We start from the raw sequence: 17,334 nt of genomic DNA, 5'->3' as shown, positions 1-17,334 counted from the left end.
CGCGGCCCGGCCTGAGACAATGGCCGCATGAGTCTTGTCGAAGCCTTGTTGCTGGGCCTGCTGGCCCTGGTTCTGCTCCTGCTGATCCTGATCTGGGCGCGCCTGCGCAGCGCGGATGCCAGCGCCGAATTGGCCCCCTTGCTCAGCCAGAATGGTGAGCGCCTTGACCGCTTGGACCGCGATCTGCGCGACGAGCTGGCCCGCAGCAGCGGCGGCACCCGCCAGGAGCTGCTGGCCACCCTGGCCCAGTTTCAACAGAGCCTGCTGGCCCAGGGCGGCGATGTGGCCCGCACCCAGAACGAGCAGATCGACAGCGTCCGCGTGCAACTGGCCCAGCTGCAGCAGGCCCTGGGCGCCCAGGCCCTGGCGGCGCGTGAGGCGCAGGACGCGGCCGGTGCCCGGCTATCCAGCACCCTGAGCGAACAGCTGCAGCTGCTGGGCCAGCGCCAGGAACAGCGCCTGACCCAGGTGCAGGCGGCGGTGGATCAGCGCCTCTCCGTGGTCCAGGCCGCCGTGGATCAGCGCCTGGGCGCCATCCAGCAGGACAACGAGAAGAAGCTGGAGCAGATGCGCGCCACCGTGGACGAGAAGCTGCAGGCCACACTGGAGCAGCGCCTGGGCGAGAGCTTCAAGCAGGTGGCCGAGCGCCTGGAGCAGGTGCACAAGGGCCTGGGCGAGATGCAGACGCTGGCCCGCGATGTGGGCGCCTTGAACCGCGTGCTCACCAATGTGAAGACCCGCGGCATCTTCGGCGAGGTGCAGCTGGCGGGCCTGCTGGAGCAGGTGTTCACGCCGGAGCAGTACGCCAGCAATGTGGCCACCGTGCCGGGCAGCAGCGAGCGGGTGGAGTACGCCATCCGCCTGCCGGGCCAGCGCGACGACGGTGCGCCGCTGTGGCTGCCCATCGATGCCAAGTTTCCGCGCGAGGATTACGAGCGCCTGCTGGAAGCCCAGGACCGCGCCGATGCCGCCGCCGTGGAAGTCTCGGCCAAGGCCATCGAGACCCGCTTGCGCCTGGAGGCCAAGACCATTCGCGACAAGTACATCGCGCCGCCGCACACCACCGACTTCGGCATGCTCTTCGTGCCCACCGAGGGTCTGTATGCCGAGGCGCTGCGCCGGCCGGGACTGGTGGAGTCGCTGCAGCGCGAGCACCAGGTCATGCTGGTGGGCCCCACCACCCTGTTGGCCACGCTGACCAGCTTGCAAATGGGCTTTCGCACCCTGGCGCTGGAGAAACGCTCGGCCGAGGTCTGGGAGGTGCTGGGTGCCGTCAAGACCGAGTTCGGCAAGTTTGGCGAGGTGCTGGCCAAGACCAAGAAGAAGCTCGATGAGGCCAGCAGCAGCATCGAGATGGCCGAGACCCGCACCCGTCAGATGACGCGCAAGCTCAAGGGCGTGGAAGCCCTGCCCGAGACCCGGGTGCAGGCCCTGCTGGGCAGCGCCGACGCCGAGGGCGATGCTTGAGCGCGACGGGCGGTGCGCCGGGCGTCCATCCTGAGCCCCTCGGCGAGGCTCAGGCAGCGGCCCAGCGACGGGCTTTTCCTTTTCTCGTGGCCGCCCTTGTGTTCGTGCATGCCTGCATGGCCACCAGCCGCGTCACCTCCAGCCTGTTTGTCTTGAAGCAGGGCTACCCCGAGTGGACGCTGGGGGTGCTGTTGAGTCTGTATGCGGTGGTGCCCATGTTGACGGCGCTGTGGGCCGGCCGCATGGCCGACCGGCACGGCTTGCACCGCCCGGTCGGCATCGGCGTGGTGATGGCCTGCGTGGGCGCGCTGATGGCCACGCTCTCGCAGCACGTGCTGGCCCTGTGTCTGGCGGCGCTGTTGACCGGTGGCGCCTTGAGCATTGCCGCCGTGGGCATACAGCGCGAGGGCGGCCTGATGGCCCGGGGCAGCGGCGATATGCGCCGCATCTTCAGCTGGTTGGCCTTGGGGCCAGCCCTGTCGAATGCCCTGGCGCCGGTGGTGGCGGGGCTGCTGATCGACCACATCAGCTTCCGTGCGGCCTTCGCTCTGGCCGTGCTGCTGCCGGCGCTGGCCTGGTGGGCGGCTTTGCAGGTGCCGCGTCTTGCCCCCAGCCTCCCGGCCAGCCCATCGAGTGCCACGCGTCACGGCGCATGGGGCCTTTTGCGCCTGGCCAGTTTCCGGCGTCTGATGATCCTCAATGTGGTCTTGGCCGCGGCTTGGGATGCTCACAGCTTTGTGGTGCCCATCGTCGGCCACAGCCGCGAGCTCAGCGCCACCAGCATCGGCCTGATTCTTGGCGCTTTCGCCACCGCCGCCACCCTGGTGCGTTTGGCCCTCACCAAGTGGGCCGAGCAGGTGGACGAGGTCCGGGCCCTGCGCACCGCCATGGCCATCGCCTGCGCTGTGCTGGCTTTGTATGCCTGCTTGCCCGGCACGCCGGGCCTGATAGCGGGCTCCGCCCTCCTGGGGCTCGCGCTCGGCTCGGTGCAGCCCATGGTGCTGTCCACCTTGCACCAGATCACGCCCACCGACCGCCACGGTCAGGCCCTGGGCCTGCGCATGCTCTTCACCAATGGCGCGACCATCGTCATGCCTTTGGGCTTTGGCCTGCTGGCCACGGCCTCGGTGGCCGCCGCCCCGATGTGGCTGATGGCCGCCTTGCTGCTGTGGGCGCAGTGGCCGGCCGCGCGACTGGCACCCCAGGAACCCGGCACGGGCTCTGGAACCCAGCGGCACGATTGAGCGTCGGTCGAGCGCCGCGCGCTCGCGCTGCTTGGTGAGCCCCCCCCGGCTCAAGGGTGTGAACTTTGTCACGGTGTCACCGAGTCGTCATGTGGGTTCACTAGCCTCGCGGGCTTGTTCTCATGCTCCCAAGCACCGCAAGGAATTCCCGATGAAGCGCTCCATGATTGCCGCCCTGGTGGGCGCTGCCACCACGCTCTTGGCCTCGAATGTCCACGCGGCCGGTGCCCTGGACGGTGCCAGCCTGGCCTGGTCCAGCAAGCACGCCGGCCTGAGTGGCTTCACCTCCGAGGTGGTGAGCTTTGACAGCCTGACCAAGACCTTGTGGGTGGCGGGTGTGTCGGGCGTGCATGTGCTGGACGCCAAGACCGGCACTGCGCTGCAGTTCATCGACACCCGCAGCTTCGGGTCCATCAACAGTGTGGCCGTTCACAATGGCGTGGCGGCCTTCGCGATCGAGGCGCCGGGCGATCGCCGCAACGCGGGCGTGGTCAAGCTCTACGACACCGCTACCCGTAATTTGCTGGCGGGCAGCAACAGCATCGCCGTCGGTGCGCTGCCCGATATGCTGACCTTCACACCGAACGGGAGCAAGCTCCTGGTGGCCAATGAGGGCACGCCCAACGCGGTGGCCGACAGCGGCAAGTACGCTGGCACGGATCCCAAGGGCAGTGTCAGCATCATCGATATGGGAACGCGCTCGGTGGCGGCCACCGTGCACTTCGACAGCGTGGCGCCCACCGCCAGCAACCGCGTGTGGGCCGGGCAGTCGGTGGTACGCCAGCCGGGTATGGATTTCGAGCCGGAGTACATCGCGGTGAGTCGCGATGGCAGCAAGGCCTTCGTGACCCTGCAAGAGCACAACGCCGTAGCGACCATCGACCTGAACACCCACAAGTCGGTGAGCGTGGTGGGGCTGGGTGCCAAGGACTTCAGCAAGCCAGGCAATGAGATTGATGTGCGCGACGGCGGCCCGGTGAATTTTCAGAACGTCGCCGTCCGCGGCCTCTACATGCCCGACGGCATCGCCAGCTTTGACCGCAACGGCAAGACCTATTACGTGACCGCCAACGAGGGTGACTTCCGCGAGGACGATGGTGATCGGAAGGCTGCAGGGGGCTCGGGGATTGAGAGCCGTTTGCGGATCTCGGCCGTCGACACCGATGGCCTCTATGCGGCGGGCGCGCGCTCCATCTCCATTCGCGACGCTGCGGGCAACGAGATCTGGGACAGCGGTGCGGCCCTGGACAAGGCCGCGCATGCCGCCGGCCTGTATGACGATGGCCGCAGCCGCGACAAGGGCGTTGAGCCCGAAGACGTCAAGGTGATGGAGATCGGCGAGCGGCTTTACGCCTTTGTGGGTCTGGAGCGGACGACGACCGGCGCCATCGGCGTGTTCGACATCAGCGACCCGGCCAATGCCAGCTTTGTGAAGCTGCTGGTCAATCCCGAGGGCTTCAACCGCCCCGAAGGGCTGACAACCTTTGTGATGGACGGCTTCCACTACCTGGCCGTGGCCAGCGAGGGCAGCAGTGCTACGACCTTCGGCACCACCGTGTTCCAGCTGGCTCCGGTGCCGGAACCCAGCACCTGGGCCCTGATGGGCCTGGGGCTTGCCGCCTTGGGGGCTGTGGCCCGCCGTCAGCGCCGCGCCTGAGGTCCTAGCAGGCAGCAGGCATGTGCCCGGCCAAGCCGTGAAGCACACGGCCCCCGGGCACACCCCATCCCACTTCAGAGGGGGATGGGAGGAGCTTTGAGCAGCACCGTCCTCGCTCACAATGCGCGACCGCGGCCCCGGACATGAACGGGCCCATAGGGAGCGAAAACTTGAAGCGTGTTCTGAAGACCAGCGCCGTGCCCGGCATGCTGGCATTGGCGGTGTCCATGGCCGTGAGCAGCGGCTGGGCGAGCGGTACTCAAATCAAGCCAGGTCAGCCATCGGGCTTGTCAGCCCAGGCCGTGAACGGCGGTGGCAAGGCGCCGGCCGAGCTTGCAGCCTCGGCACGTTGGGTGCGTGAGCTGGGCGGCATCTCGGAATACCGCCTGCCCAACGGCTTGCAGATCCTGCTCTTTCCCGACGAATCGCAGAGCACCACCACGGTCAATATCACCTACCGCGTGGGCAGCCGCCATGAGGCGCCGGGCGAGTACGGCATGGCGCATTTGCTGGAGCATCTCGTCTTCAAGGGAACCCCGAGTCATCGCGACATTCCCGCGGCATTCGCCATGCGGGGTGTGCGTTTCAACGGCACCACCACGGTCGACCGCACCAACTACTTCGCCAGCTTCAACGCCAACGCCGACACGCTGGACTTTGCTCTGGCGCTGGAAGCCGACCGCATGATCAACAGCTTCATCGCCAAGTCCGATCTGGACAAGGAGATGACGGTCGTGCGCAATGAGTTCGAGCGCGGCGAGAACAATGGCTTGCAGGTACTGAACCAGCGCGTCAATGCGGCCGCCTATGCCTGGCACCCCTACGGCAAGTCGACCATCGGCGCGCGCAGCGATATCGAGAACGTGCCCATCGAGAAGCTGCAGGCCTTTTACAAGCGCTGGTACCGGCCGGATAACGCCACGCTGCTGGTCGCTGGCAACTTTGACAAGGCGGCCACGCTGGCGCGCATCGCCCAGCACTTCGGCCCCTTGAAGCGGCCGCCAGAGGCCATGCCCCAGCCCTACACGGTAGAGCCAGCGCAGGATGGCGAGCGCACCGTGATGGTGAGGCGCGTGGGTGGGCAGCCCCTGGTGCTGGCGCGCTACCACGTGCCAGCGGCGGCCCATCCGGACTCAGCCGCCCTGATGGTCTTTGGCCTGCTCATGAGCTTGCAGCCCAGTGGCCCCCTGTACAAGCAGCTGGTCGAGCCCAAGCTGGCGGTGGCAGCCATGATGGGCGGGCTTGGCGGCGCGGACCCCGGAGGCGTGCAGGTCTTTGCGGCGCTGCCGCCGGATGCCGACGTGGCCAAGGTCGAGCAGCTCTTGTTGGATCTGGTCGAGGGGCGCAACGTCAAGCCCTTTGACGAGCGCGATCTGGCGCGGGTGCACGAGCAGGCTGTGGCCGGCTATCGCGAGCAGATGAAGAGGCCGGAGGCCTTGATCCAGCAGATCTCGGGTCTGATTGGCGCGGGTGACTGGCGTCTGCTGTTCCAGCTGATGGAGGACATTCCGAAAGTCACGCTGGCCGATGTGGAGCGTGTGCGCCAGCAGTATTTCCGCAGTGCCAACCGCACCCTGGGGCGCTATATACCGTCCGCACAGGTCGAGCGGGTCGAGATTCCCGTGGCACCGCTGCTGGACCAGCGCCTGGCAGCGCTGCAGGGACCGCCCAAGGTGGAGGAGGGCGAAGTCTTCGACCCGACACCGCCCTTGCTGGCCTCGCGCACCGAGGTTCAGAGCCTGCCCAGCGGTATCGAGCTGCACACCCTGAGCAAGCGCACGCGTGGCAAGGCGGTGCAGCTGCAGATGCGGCTGCGTTGGGGCGAGCGTGCCGAAACCTTTGCGCGCCGCGGCAGCGATGTGCTGGCGCGCCTGGTGATGGAAGGCAGCACCGGCTATGGCAAGCAGCAGTTGCAGGATGAGCTGGTGAAGCTGCGGGCCAATCTGAACCTCAGCAGTGACGATCAGGGTGCGACCCTGCACATCAGGGCCGAGCAGGACACGCTGTTGCCGGCGCTGAAGATTGCCGCCGATCTGCTGCAGAACCCCTTGCTGCCGGCGGCGGCCTTCGAACGCTTGCAGAAGTCAGCGATTGCCGGTCTGCAGGCTTCGCGGCAGGAGCCTGAGACCCAGCGGCGCGAGGCCGTACGCGGACACTACAACGCGGCGCGCCAGGTCGAGTCGGGGCACCCCGACTACATCAAGAGCCTCGATGACCGCATTTATGCGGTGCAGTCCACCCGCTTGGAGGATCTGCGGGCAATACACCAGGACCTGTGGTCGGCCAATGAGGCCCGCGTGGCCGTGGTGGGCGCCCTGCCAGAGGGTCTGGCGACCCAGATCGAGGCCCTGTTCGGAGGCTGGAAGAAGGCGACGGCGCCGCGCTTTGTGCAGCATGTCGGGAGCTTCAAGCCCATCCCCGCGGCGCGGTTCGACGCGGCCGTGCGGGACAAGCCCAACGCCATCCTGCACATGCACCAGGCCTTGCGCCTGAACCAGAACGACCCCGCGGCACAGGCCCTGGGCGTGGTCGTGCATGTGCTGGGCGGTGGCGGCCTGGAGGGGCGACTGCCCGCCCGCGTGCGCCAGCAAGAGGGTCTGAGCTATGGCATCAGCGCGGCGCTTGAAACACCCAGCTTTGGCGATGATGCCGAGCTGACGATACGAGCCTCCTTTGCGCCGGACCAGCGCGAACGCATCATCGCCGTGGTGCAAGAGGAACTGGCTCGCCTGACGCGCGAAGGGGTGAGCGAGGTCGAGCTGGCTCGCGCCAAGAAGAGCCTGGCGGAAGGGCGCAAGCAAGCTCGGGCTAGCGAGGGGCAGCTGGCGGCAACCCTGCTGTGGCTGGGCGAGCGGCGCGAAGCTTGGGCTGATGTTCAGCGCCGCGACGCTGAGCTGCAGGCCCTGACGGTCGAGCAGGTCAACGCCGCATGGCGCCGACTGATCCGCCAGGATGCCTTTGTTCTCAGCACGGCCGGAGATTTCAAGCAGCCCTGAACGCCAGGGGATGGGGCCGTGCTTGCCAGCGCTGTGAGGGCGCGCTACCGTTACTCACTCGCCACGGCAGCCGGAGCCCCGCGATGAGCCATCCCCTGATTTTCCGCTGGCCCGCAGTCATCCTGCTGGCCCTGTTTGGCCTAGCGCTGCCGGGGGCGGCGCAGGCTCAGTCCGCCTGCCGCTCGCTGGTGGCCTCCGGCAATCCTCAATATCCGCCCTATCTGTGGCGCGACCCCGATAACGAGGCCCGCCTGGTGGGCGCCAATGCCGAGCTGATGGATTGGCTGGGCAATGAGCTGGGCGTGAACATCGAGCTGCGCTATGTGGGCAACTGGGCCCGCGTCCAGGAGGAGGCTCGCGCCGGCCGCATCGACATGATCGCTGGCGCCTTCTTCACCCTGCCGCGTACCGAGTACATGGACTACGCGCATCTGCCCTTTCGCGAGACCCGCTCGGTGGTCATACAGCGCGAGGGAGCGACTTTTCCCTACCAGCGCTGGGAAGACCTGATCCCGCGCAGAGGGCTGACCGTGATCAACAACAGCTTCGGTCAGGCCTTTGACCGCTTTGCCAGCGAGTCTCTGAGTCTCAGCAAGGTGAGCAGCCTGGATCAGGCCCTGCAGATGCTTGAGCGCGGGCGGGCGGACTATCTGGTCTACGAGGACAGCCCGGCCGAGGCCTTTATTGCCCGCCTGGGTGTCCGCGGTCTGCGACTCATGCCCATACCGGTCGCGCAGGAGCAGCTCTTCGTGACGGTGTCGCATCGCTCCGTATGCAATACCGCGGAGCTGCGCGGCGCCATCTCTCGGGCCATGTTCAAGCTGCGCCAGAACCGGCTGATGCTCAGCTTTGTCGAGCGCGGTGTGCAGCTCTGGAAGGAGCAGGAGCGCAAGAGCCCCTGATCCCAGTCGGCCCGGCGCTCAGAACCATCCACCCAGACCGTCGACATAGTGGGCCGGCAGCAGGTGGCCGCCCGGGAAGCGCAGATGGCGCTTGTCCTGCGCTGGGATGGCCTCGAACAGGGCCTGGTTCTGAGCCTTGCTGGCGTAGTCGTCATCATCGGCACTGAGCAGCCAAACCTTTTTTCCGGTCAGACCAGGGGCCGCGTTGCGGGGGGCGACCGCGGCGACCTTGTTGTCCAGATGCGGCGGCACGATGGCCAGCACCGCGCCCACCCGGCTGTCCAGGCCGCCCAGCAGCAGGGCCATCTGGCCACCCATGCTGTAGCCGGCCACGCCGATGCGGCTGGCGTCCAGCTGGGGCTGGGTCTGCACCCAGTCCAGCAGCAGGCGGTAGTCGCGCACGGTGTCCACGATCATGCGCTCGTAGGGCTCGCGCTTGCCCCACAGGTGCAGATCGTCCATCAGTTCAAGCACGGTGTGATTGGGGTCTTTGCGATGCCCATGGCGGCGCGCGTCCAGCACCAGCACCGCGTAGCCCTGCTGCAGTGCCATCGCGGTGATGCGGTGGGTCTGCTCCACGGTCGGATGGCCCTTGTTCTGTTCCTTCCACCAACGCACATGGCCGCGACCCAGGGCATGCAGGCCGATCAGCAGCGGGAAGGGCTTGCTAGCCCGTGCCGGGTCGCTGGGGTAGAGGAGGCGGCCCTGCACCTCGCTGCCGTCGAAGCTGGTGAAGCGCAGGGATTGTGCGTGCCCGCCCTCGGGCTCGGTCTGCAGCTGCACCTGCACCTGCAGACCGTTGGTGGGCGGGGCGTAGGCATAGCGCGCTTGCAGCGCGTCGGGCGTGATGTCGTAGGGCTTGAGGCCGAACAGGCCCCACCAGAGTGCGCCGGCCAGGGCGGCGATGCCGAGCAGACTTGCCATGATGCGGAGTGCTTTCCTTCGTGTCATCTTGATATTCCCGAGGCCCGTATGGGACCAAGGTGCGCGCAGCCTAGGCCGCGGCGCGTCAAGACGATGTGAAGTCGTCGCTGCTGCGGGCGTGCAGACCGACCCAGGTCCAGCCGGCCTCGTGGCCGAGCCGCAGCTGCAGGCCATGGCGCTCGGCCAGGCGCCGCACGATGGACAGGCCCAGCCCCAGGCCGCTGCTGGCCTCGCTCTTGAGCCCGGCCCCGCGGCCCGCGGCGTGCACCTGGAGCACGGCTGCGGGCGGCGGCGCGCTGGCATTGCCCAGGCGCAGCTGCTGCGCATCGGCCTCCAGGCGGATGCGGCCGCCGCTGCCGTGGCTGATCGCATTGGCCAGCAGATTGCTGAGCAGCAGCCGGGTCAGGGCCGGCGGCCAGGGGCGGGTGAGCGTGGCGGGCAGCGCGATCTCCAGCGCTATGCCCTGGCGGTCTAGCAGCGGCGCCATCGCCAGCACCAGCTGCTCGACCTGGGGCAACAAGGGCAGCTCGGGCGCGGCCAGGGTGGGTGGACCCTCCTCGCGGGCCAGTGCCATCAGCAGGTCTACGGTCTGCTGTAGCTGCCAGATCGCAGCGGACATGGTGGCCAGCGCCGGCCGCAGCGAAGCGTCTGGGCGGCGCTGCAGCTCCTCACAGGCCAGGCCCAGCACGGCCAGCGGGGTGCGCAGCTCATGGCTGGCGTCGCGGGTGAAGGCCTGCTCGCGGGCGATGAAGTCCTGGGTGCGTTGGTTCAGCCGTGCCAGGTGGGCGGCCAGCAGGCCGACCTCATCATCGCCGTACTGCTGCGCCAGATCGGTGGGCAGCCGGGTTGGCTCGCTCTGCGCCACGGTCAGAGCCAGGCGTCGCAAGGGCGCACTGGTGCGGCGTGCCAGCCACCAGCCCAGGGCCAGGGCGAGCAGGGCCAGTCCAGCGCTCCACAGGCCCAGCCAGAGCAGCAATTCCCGGCGCATGGGCCGCACCACCAGCTCGCCGCTGACCTCGGCCACCAGCCAGGCGCCTTCGGGCGGCAGGGACTTCAGGTGATAGTGCCGCCCCTCTCGCCCCGCGAGCTCATGCGCCCTCGGCTCGTGCTGGCGGGCCTCGCTCAGATCCTCGGGCCAGGCCTCGCCAGGACGGTAGAGGCGGATGAAGGATTGCTGCGGCACCAGCCAGTCGCCGCCGGCCGCGCGGCTGGCCTGTTGACGCTGGGCTTCGTGCTCCAGGGCGGTGTTGAAGAAATGGTCTTCCACCACATAGACGAAGGCCATCGCGAAGAGCGCAAACACCGCGCTCACCAGCAGGGTGTAGCCGGTGAAAGCCAGCATCAGGCGCCGCTGCAGGCGTGCTCGGTAGCGCCTTGTCATGGCGGCAGTTCCAGCCGCAGGCCCACGCCATGCACGGTCCTGATCAGACTCTGCCCCGGCCCCAGGCCCTGGCGCAGGTTGTAGAGGTGCGTGCGCAGGGCGTCGGACTCCGGCGGCTCGTCGGCCCAGAGCGTTTGCTGCAACTCGCTGCGGCCCACTGTCCGCGGCCAGGCCTCAGCCAGAGCCAGCAGCAGGCGGTAGGCCTGGCGCGGCAGTGCCGGCAAGACCTGGCCCTCTAGGCGCAGCTCGCGACTGCGCCGGTCTATGTGCAAGGGTCCCCGCTCCAGCACCGGGCTGCGCCCCAGCTCACCGCGGCGCGACAGGGCCTGGCAGCGCCACAGCAGCTCCTCGCCGGCAAAGGGCTTGAGCAGGTAGTCGTCCGCGCCGGCACCGAAGCCCTGGCGCTTGTCGTCCAGGGCGTCGCGTGCGGTGAGCATCAGCACCGGGATATGGCGATCGGCCTGCTCGCGCAGGCGCCGGCACAGCTCGACACCGTCCAGCCCCGGCAGGCCCAGGTCCAGCAGCAGCACGTCGGGTGGCTGCTCCAGCGCCAGCTGCAGGGCGAGGCGCCCGTCGCTGGCTTCCTCGACCCGCCAGCCCGCCCCCTGCAGCAGGGCGACGATCTGGGCGCGCAGCGGCGCGTGGTCCTCGACGACCAGGATGCGATGGTTCACGGGGCCTCCTCGACCAGGAAGTCTAGGCGGCACCGCGTGAAGAAAACATCAAGCCATGCCCTGGTGACGCAGCAGGGCGTCGATGCTCGGCTCGCGGCCGCGGAAAGCCTTGAAGTTGTCGATGGCGTCGCGGGCGCCGCCGGCTTCCAGGATGCTTTGCAGATAGCGGCGGCCGGTGGCGGGGTTGAAGACGCCTTCTTCCTCGAAGGCGCTCCAGGCGTCGGCGCTGAGCACCTCGGCCCATTTGTAGCTGTAGTAGCCGGCCGAGTAGCCGCCCGCGAAGATGTGGGAGAAGCTGTGCTGGAAGCGGTTGAAGGCCGGCGGCGGGTTGACCGAGACCTCGCTGCGCACCTCGTCCAGCAGCCGCTGAACGGCCTGTTCCTGGCCCGGCTCGGCATGCAGGCGCATGTCGAAGAGCGCGAACTCGATCTGGCGCAGGGTCTGCAGGCCGCTCTGGAAGTTCTTGGCCGCGATCATCTTGTCGTAGAGCGCGCGCGGCAGGGGCTGGCCGGTCTGCACATGGCTGGAGAGCTGCTGCAGCACCTCCCACTCCCAGCAGAAGTTCTCCATGAATTGGCTGGGCAGCTCCACCGCATCCCACTCCACGCCGGAGATGCCGGAGACACCCAGCTCGTCCACCTGGGTCAGCAGATGGTGCAGGCCGTGGCCGAACTCGTGGAAGAGGGTGGTGACATCGTCATGTGTCAGCAGGGCGGGCTTGTCGCCGGCGGGCGAGGCGAAGTTGCACACCAGCTGCGCGACCGGCGTCTGCAGCTCGCCTTCCGGGCGGGCCCAGCGGCTGCGCACCTCGTCCATCCAGGCGCCGGGGCGCTTGCCTGGGCGGGCATAGAGGTCCAGGTAGAACTGGCCCACCAGCTGGCCGGCACGTTCCAGCCGGTAGAACTTGACCGACTCGTGCCAGACCTCGGCCTGGCTTTCGATGATCTTCACATCGAAGAGGCGCTGGATGATGTCGAACAAGCCGCTGAGCACGCGCGGCACGGTCAGGTACTCGCGCACCTCCTGGTCGCTGAAGGCATAGCGCGCTTCCTTGAGCTTCTCGGCCACATAGGCCTGGTCCCAGGCCTGCATCTCGGCCAGACCCAGGTTCGCGGCGGCGAATTCGCGCATCTCGGCCAGGTCCTTCTCGGCATAAGGGCGAGCGCGGCCCGCCAGGTCACGCAGGAAGTCCAGCACCTGCTCGGGCGACTGGGCCATCTTGGGCACCAGGGATACCTCGGCAAAGTTCTTGAAGCCCAGCAGCTGGGCCTCTTCCTGGCGCAGCATCAGCAGCTGCTGCATCAGGGCGCTGTTGTCCAGCTCGGGCTGGGTGCCCAGCTCGCTGGCGCGGGTGACATAGGCGCGGTAGAGCGTCTCGCGCAGGGCGCGGTTCTCGGCGTACTGCATCACCGGGAAGTAGCTGGGGAAGTGCAGGGTGAGCTTGTGGTCAGTCTTGCCCTCGGCCTCGGCTGCGGCGCGGGCATTGGCCACCACATCGGCGGGCACGCCGGCCAGCTCTTCGGCGCTGGCGTAGTAGGCAAAGCCGTCGGTGGCGTCCAGCACATGTTCGGAGAACTTCTGGCCCAGCTCGGCGGCCTCTTCCTGGATGGCAGCAAAGCGATCGCGGGCAGCGCCCTGCAGCTCGGCGCCGGAGAGCACGAAGTCGCGGATCCAGTGCTTGAGCGCCTGCTGGCGCGCCGGGCTCAGCGTGGCGGCCTGGGCCTGGATGGCCTTGTACTTGGCGTAGAGCTTCTCGTCGGCGCCGAGTGCCGTGTAGAACTCGGTGACGGCCGGCAGCATGGCGTTGTAGGCCTCGCGCAGGGCGGGCGTGTTGGCCACGGCATTCAGATGGCCCACGGCACCCCAGGCGTGGGAGAGACGCTCGGTGGCCACGCTCAGCACACGGGCCAGGGTGTCGTAGTCGGCCGGCGTGGCAGCGTCGGTGGCCTGTGCCAGGGCGGCCTTGGCCTCGTCCAGCAGCTGGCCGATGGCCGGCTGGATGTGCTCGGGCTGGATGCTGGCGAAGGCGGGCAGGGGGGCGGTGGAGAGCAGGGGATTGGTGTTCATGGTGGTCTTCACGGCGGTCGCGCCCCGGTGGGGGCTTGCTGAGGACTTGTTTAGTTGGCGGAGCATTTGCGCAATTCAAGCACCCCGTGTACTGCGCTCCGCCGACTCCAGCGTGTTGACCAGCAGCATGGTGATGGTCATGGGGCCCACGCCGCCGGGCACGGGGGTGATCCAGCCGGCGACCTTCTTCACGCCCTCGAAGTCCACATCGCCGCAGAGCTTGCCTTCCTCATTGCGGTTCATGCCCACGTCGATCACGACGGCGCCGGGCTTGACCATATCGGCGGTCAGCACATTGCGCTTGCCCACCGCTGCGACGATCACATCGGCCTGGCGGGTCATGGCAGCCAGATCCTTGGTGCCGCTGTGGCAGATGGTGACCGTGGCATTGGCCTGCAGCAGCATCATCGCCATGGGCTTGCCCACGATATTGGAGCGGCCGATCACGACGGCATGCTTGCCCTTGAGGTCCTTCATGCCGATGCTCTCCAGCATCTTCATGCAGCCATAGGGGGTGCAGGCCTTGAAGCCGGTCTCGCCCACCATCAGCGCGCCGGCGCTCTCCACGGCGAAGCCGTCCACGTCTTTGGCCGGGGAGATGGCTTCGATGACCTTGTGGTCGTCGATATGGGCCGGCAGGGGCAGCTGGACCAGGATGCCGTGGATGCTCGGGTCCTTGTTGAGCGCATCCACGCGGGCGAGCAGCTCGGCCTCGGTCATCGTGGCCTCGTACTTCTCCAGCACCGAGTGGAAGCCCACCTCCTCGCAGGACTTGACCTTGTTGCGCACATAGACCTGGCTGGCCGGGTTGTCGCCCACCAGCACCACGGCCAGGCCCGGCTTCACGCCCTTGGCACCGAGAGCGGCGACGCGTTGCGCCACTTCGCTGCGCAGCTGCTTGGAGAGAAGGTTGCCGTCGATCAGTTGTGCGCTCATGTCGAAATACTCCGGTCGGAAAAACAAAAGAGGCCGCTCAAAGCGGCCTCATGGGTGTGTGCGTGGATCAGGCCTTGGCCGTGGCGCCCAGTGCGATCTTGAGCAGATCGGCCACGGTGTTGGCGTTGAGCTTTTCCATGATGTTGGCGCGGTGCGCCTCCACCGTCTTGATGCTGATGCCCAGATCGTCGGCGATCTGCTTGTTCAGGCGGCCGGCCACGATGCGCTCCAGCACCTGGGCCTCGCGGGTGGTCAGGCGCGAGAGCAGGGCGTCGCGGCTGGCGGCTTCCTGGTGACTGGAGAAGGCGTCGCGCGCCTGGTCGAGCATGCGCTCCACCAGGGCCAGCAGCTCGTCTTCCTTGAAGGGCTTTTCGATGAAGTCCATCGCGCCCTTCTTCATGGTCTGCACCGCCATGGGCACATCGCCGTGGCCGGTGATGAAGACCACGGGCAGGGGGCTCTTGCGTTCCAGCAGGCGATCCTGCAGCTCCAGGCCGCTCATGCCGTCCATGCGGATGTCGGCAATCAGGCAGGCCACTTCGCGGGGGTCGTAGCGCGACAGAAAACTCTCGGCGGAGTCGAAACACTTGACCCGGTAGTCCTTGCCTTCCAGCAGCCATTGCAGGGAGTCCCGCACGGCCTCATCGTCGTCAACAACGTAGACGTTACCCTTCTTCGGAATCAGACTCATGGTGTCGCAGCAGTGTTCATGGCGGTCCCCGAAGCCTCGGGGCGCGGGATGTCCACGGGGATGGTGAAGGCGAACCGGCACCCGACGATGGACGAGCCATTGTAGAGGTTCTCCGCGCGTATCCGGCCCTGGTGGGACTCCACGATAGACCGGCATAACCCTAGTCCGATGCCCAGTCCGTCGGCCTTGGTGGAGAAGAAGGCCTCATACATACGTGCGATCACTTCCTCGGGCAGACCGGGGCCCATATCGGTGACGCTGAACTCAATATGTCCGCCCAGTTCCGGGGTGTGCTTGGGGATCACGCGCAGCTCGATATGGCGGCGGGAGCTGGGCAGATTGGCGTTGTCGATGGCCTCGGCCGCGTTCTTGAGCAGATTGAGCAGCACCTGCTCGATCAGGATGGGGTCCACCATCAGCTGGGGCAGGCGCTGGGCCACATAGCTGTGAATGGCCACATGACGGCGGCGCAGCTCGATGCCGGCCAGCTCCACCGCGTCTTCCACGATGCTGTGGGCCGAGGAGGGCTGGCGCTGCGGTTCGCTGCGCTTCACGAAGTTGCGGATGCGGTGAATGATCTGGCCGGCGCGCTGGGCCTGCTTGGCGGTCTTTTCCAGCGCGGCCAGCAGGTCTTCCTTGCGGATATTGTCGTCACGCACCCGCGAGACCATGCCGTTGCAGTAGTTGCTGATGGCGGTGAGCGGCTGGTTGAGCTCATGGGCCACGCTGGAGGCCATCTCGCCCATGGTCATCAGGCGGCTGGTGACCTGGGCCTTCTCGGCCTGCTGGGCGGCCACCATCTCGGCATGGCGGCGCGCGGTGATGTCGGTGGCGATCAGCATCTGGGCCAGGCGGCCGTCGGTCCATTGCAGATAGCGGGCTCGCACATCGAACCACATCTCCAGGGTCTCGATATAGACCTCGCGCGGGTCTGAGCCCACCTCGGTGAGCTGCTGGGAGGCCAGGCCGGCATAGTCGTCCGTGTCCTCCTCCGCCTCGCTGCCGGCCTCGCTGGCCAGCTGGTTGCCGGCCAGCAGGGCATGGCCCTTGGGGTCGGCGCCGAACCACAGGCGGTAGCTGCGATTGGCAAACAGCAGCTCGCCCTGCTGCACCGAGAGCACGGACACCGCGGCGTCCAGCCCCTCCAGCACCGTGGTGAAGCGCTCGTGCGAGGCGCTGAGCTGGTCGCGCACGCGCTTGGCCTCGGTGATATTGGTCATCGAGGCCATCCAGCCGTTCTGCTTGCCCTTGTGGTCGATCAGGGGGCTGACATACATGCGGGCGTCAAAGATGGTGCCGTCCTTGCGCATCACGCGCACCTCGGCGCCGCCGGCCGGGCTGCGGCCCTGCACCTCCTGCTGCTGCAGGCGCAGGTTTTCCTCGTAGCGGTCGGGTGGCCAGTAGGGGAAGGGGGGCTTGCGGCCGATGAGCTCGGCCTCGGAGAAGCCGGTCATGGCGCAGAAGGCCGGGTTCACATAGGAGATGCGCGACTCCATGTCCATGGCGCGCATGCCGGTGAGCATGGAGTTCTCCATGGCGCGGCGGAAATTGGTCTCGCTGGCCAGGGCGTTCTGCACCTGCAGGCGGCGGCGCATGTGCTTCCAGGTGCCCAGCAGCATCCAGACCGTGAGGACCGAGAGCGCCACCACCATCCAGAACAGGGTGTTGGAGATCAGGCCGATGGAGACCCGGTAACCCTGGCCGCGCAGAATCAGGCCGTTGAGTGCCGGTGTCAGGGGCACGTCATGCAGGATGGAGGCGCGCTGCACCTTCTGGCCCGGCATGGGCGTCACGGTGCTGGCCCCCGTGTGTTCGCGGCTGTCCAGCACCGAAACCGGGTGGCGCGAGGCCACCTCGGTGGGCACCCAGTAGCGCAGCAGGGCTTCGACCGAGTACTCGGCGATCAGCACGCCGCCAAAGCCCGTGCGGTCCAGCAGGGGCACCTGGACCTGGAAGACGGTCAGGTTGTTGTAGTCGGAGAACGGGGTGGAGTAGACCGGCTGGCGTCGCTCGCGCGCGGCCTGGAAGGCCAGCTCCGCCGCGTTGCTCTGCTCGGCCACGGGCATGGAGGGGTCGCGCCCGTCGCCGCTCATCAGGGTTTCGGACTGGAAGCCGGCGGCGCTGACGCTGGCGCGGCGCTCGCGGCGAGCCGAGAGCCAGGTCACATGGGTGATCTCGGGGCGCTCGCGCGCGAAGGTGCTGGCCTGGGCGGAGAACTCGTGGGCATCGATCTGGCGGGTCACGATCTCGCGCGCGATGCGCACCAGCTGCTCCTGGTTCTCGATCAGGCGCAGGCGGATTTGCTGCTGGGCGATCTCGGTGTCGCGTTTCACCGCCTCGGTTTCACGCTCGATTTCCTCGTTCCGCAGGTACCAGAAGGCCAGGATGATGGCGG

The 17,334-nt window shown here is 67.5% G+C and carries 12 protein-coding genes; 5 read left to right on the top strand and 7 right to left on the bottom strand.

The features are described 5' to 3' along the window. Positions 1-27: 27 nt before the first annotated feature. The 5 genes from ACK5F2_RS02985 to ACK5F2_RS02965 all read left to right on the top strand — a co-directional run bounded on the left by ACK5F2_RS02985 (position 28) and on the right by ACK5F2_RS02965 (position 8,266). Complete coding sequence (locus tag ACK5F2_RS02985) at positions 28-1,467, top strand: DNA recombination protein RmuC (protein WP_409862661.1); 1,440 nt, start codon at positions 28-30, stop codon at positions 1,465-1,467. Positions 1,468-1,583: 116 nt separating this feature from the next. After that, complete coding sequence (locus ACK5F2_RS02980) at positions 1,584-2,711, top strand: MFS transporter (protein WP_409862658.1); 1,128 nt, start codon at positions 1,584-1,586, stop codon at positions 2,709-2,711. A gap of 151 nt (positions 2,712-2,862) precedes the next feature. Continuing rightward, positions 2,863-4,368, top strand: coding sequence for a choice-of-anchor I family protein (locus ACK5F2_RS02975; protein WP_409862657.1), 1,506 nt, complete (start codon positions 2,863-2,865; stop codon positions 4,366-4,368). A 170-nt stretch (positions 4,369-4,538) separates the two neighbouring features. Next, on the top strand, positions 4,539-7,364 hold the full coding sequence (locus ACK5F2_RS02970) for a M16 family metallopeptidase (RefSeq protein ID WP_409862654.1): 2,826 nt from the start codon (positions 4,539-4,541) through the stop codon (positions 7,362-7,364). Between the two features lie 83 nt (positions 7,365-7,447). Continuing rightward, a complete protein-coding gene (locus tag ACK5F2_RS02965; protein WP_409862653.1) occupies positions 7,448-8,266 on the top strand; it encodes a substrate-binding periplasmic protein in 819 nt (272 codons plus the stop codon). Positions 8,267-8,284: 18 nt separating this feature from the next. Here the strand turns inward: ACK5F2_RS02965 and ACK5F2_RS02960 are convergent, their stop codons facing one another. The 7 genes from ACK5F2_RS02960 to ACK5F2_RS02930 form a co-directional block, all read right to left on the bottom strand. Beyond that, positions 8,285-9,190 (bottom strand): alpha/beta hydrolase family protein, encoded by a 906-nt coding sequence (locus ACK5F2_RS02960; protein WP_409862652.1) that lies wholly within the window; start codon positions 9,188-9,190, stop codon positions 8,285-8,287. Positions 9,191-9,275: 85 nt separating this feature from the next. Beyond that, positions 9,276-10,571 carry a sensor histidine kinase gene (locus ACK5F2_RS02955; RefSeq protein ID WP_409862650.1) on the bottom strand — a complete coding sequence of 432 codons (1,296 nt, stop codon included), beginning with the start codon at positions 10,569-10,571 and terminating at the stop codon, positions 9,276-9,278. Further along, on the bottom strand, positions 10,568-11,245 hold the full coding sequence (locus ACK5F2_RS02950; RefSeq protein WP_409862649.1) for a response regulator transcription factor: 678 nt from the start codon (positions 11,243-11,245) through the stop codon (positions 10,568-10,570). The genes ACK5F2_RS02955 and ACK5F2_RS02950 overlap by 4 nt, the downstream gene beginning before the upstream one ends. Before the next feature lie 48 nt (positions 11,246-11,293). After that, positions 11,294-13,312: a M3 family metallopeptidase gene (locus tag ACK5F2_RS02945; RefSeq protein ID WP_409862648.1), complete on the bottom strand. Its 2,019-nt coding sequence runs from the start codon at positions 13,310-13,312 to the stop codon at positions 11,294-11,296. 75 nt (positions 13,313-13,387) lie between these two features. Next, positions 13,388-14,248, bottom strand: a complete 861-nt coding sequence (gene folD / locus ACK5F2_RS02940) for a bifunctional methylenetetrahydrofolate dehydrogenase/methenyltetrahydrofolate cyclohydrolase FolD (protein ID WP_409862647.1) — start codon at positions 14,246-14,248, stop codon at positions 13,388-13,390. A 67-nt stretch (positions 14,249-14,315) separates the two neighbouring features. Next, positions 14,316-14,939 carry a response regulator transcription factor gene (locus ACK5F2_RS02935; protein WP_409862646.1) on the bottom strand — a complete coding sequence of 208 codons (624 nt, stop codon included), beginning with the start codon at positions 14,937-14,939 and terminating at the stop codon, positions 14,316-14,318. Continuing rightward, positions 14,936-17,334, bottom strand: a 2,399-nt coding sequence (locus ACK5F2_RS02930; protein ID WP_409862645.1) for a PAS domain S-box protein, incomplete at its 5' end; no start/stop codon positions are given. The genes ACK5F2_RS02930 and ACK5F2_RS02935, both read right to left, overlap by 4 nt.

It is taken from the genome of Roseateles sp. (genome assembly GCF_046300915.1).
Classification (GTDB): domain Bacteria; phylum Pseudomonadota; class Gammaproteobacteria; order Burkholderiales; family Burkholderiaceae_C; genus Kinneretia.
Note: the sequence above shows the minus strand (reverse complement) of the source record. Positions and strands in the feature narration are given on the sequence as shown.

Excerpts from the sequence above, each read along its gene's own strand:
- ACK5F2_RS02960 (WP_409862652.1), bottom strand. The coding sequence starts at position 9,190 with ATGGCAAGTCTGCTCGGCATCGCCGCCCTGGCCGGCGCACTCTGGTGG.
- ACK5F2_RS02980 (WP_409862658.1), top strand. The coding sequence starts at position 1,584 with ATGGCCACCAGCCGCGTCACCTCCAGCCTGTTTGTCTTGAAGCAGGGC.
- ACK5F2_RS02975 (WP_409862657.1), top strand. The coding sequence starts at position 2,863 with ATGAAGCGCTCCATGATTGCCGCCCTGGTGGGCGCTGCCACCACGCTC.
- folD (WP_409862647.1), bottom strand. The coding sequence starts at position 14,248 with ATGAGCGCACAACTGATCGACGGCAACCTTCTCTCCAAGCAGCTGCGC.
- ACK5F2_RS02965 (WP_409862653.1), top strand. The coding sequence starts at position 7,448 with ATGAGCCATCCCCTGATTTTCCGCTGGCCCGCAGTCATCCTGCTGGCC.
- ACK5F2_RS02955 (WP_409862650.1), bottom strand. The coding sequence starts at position 10,571 with ATGACAAGGCGCTACCGAGCACGCCTGCAGCGGCGCCTGATGCTGGCT.
- ACK5F2_RS02935 (WP_409862646.1), bottom strand. The coding sequence starts at position 14,939 with ATGAGTCTGATTCCGAAGAAGGGTAACGTCTACGTTGTTGACGACGAT.
- ACK5F2_RS02945 (WP_409862648.1), bottom strand. The coding sequence starts at position 13,312 with ATGAACACCAATCCCCTGCTCTCCACCGCCCCCCTGCCCGCCTTCGCC.
- ACK5F2_RS02985 (WP_409862661.1), top strand. The coding sequence starts at position 28 with ATGAGTCTTGTCGAAGCCTTGTTGCTGGGCCTGCTGGCCCTGGTTCTG.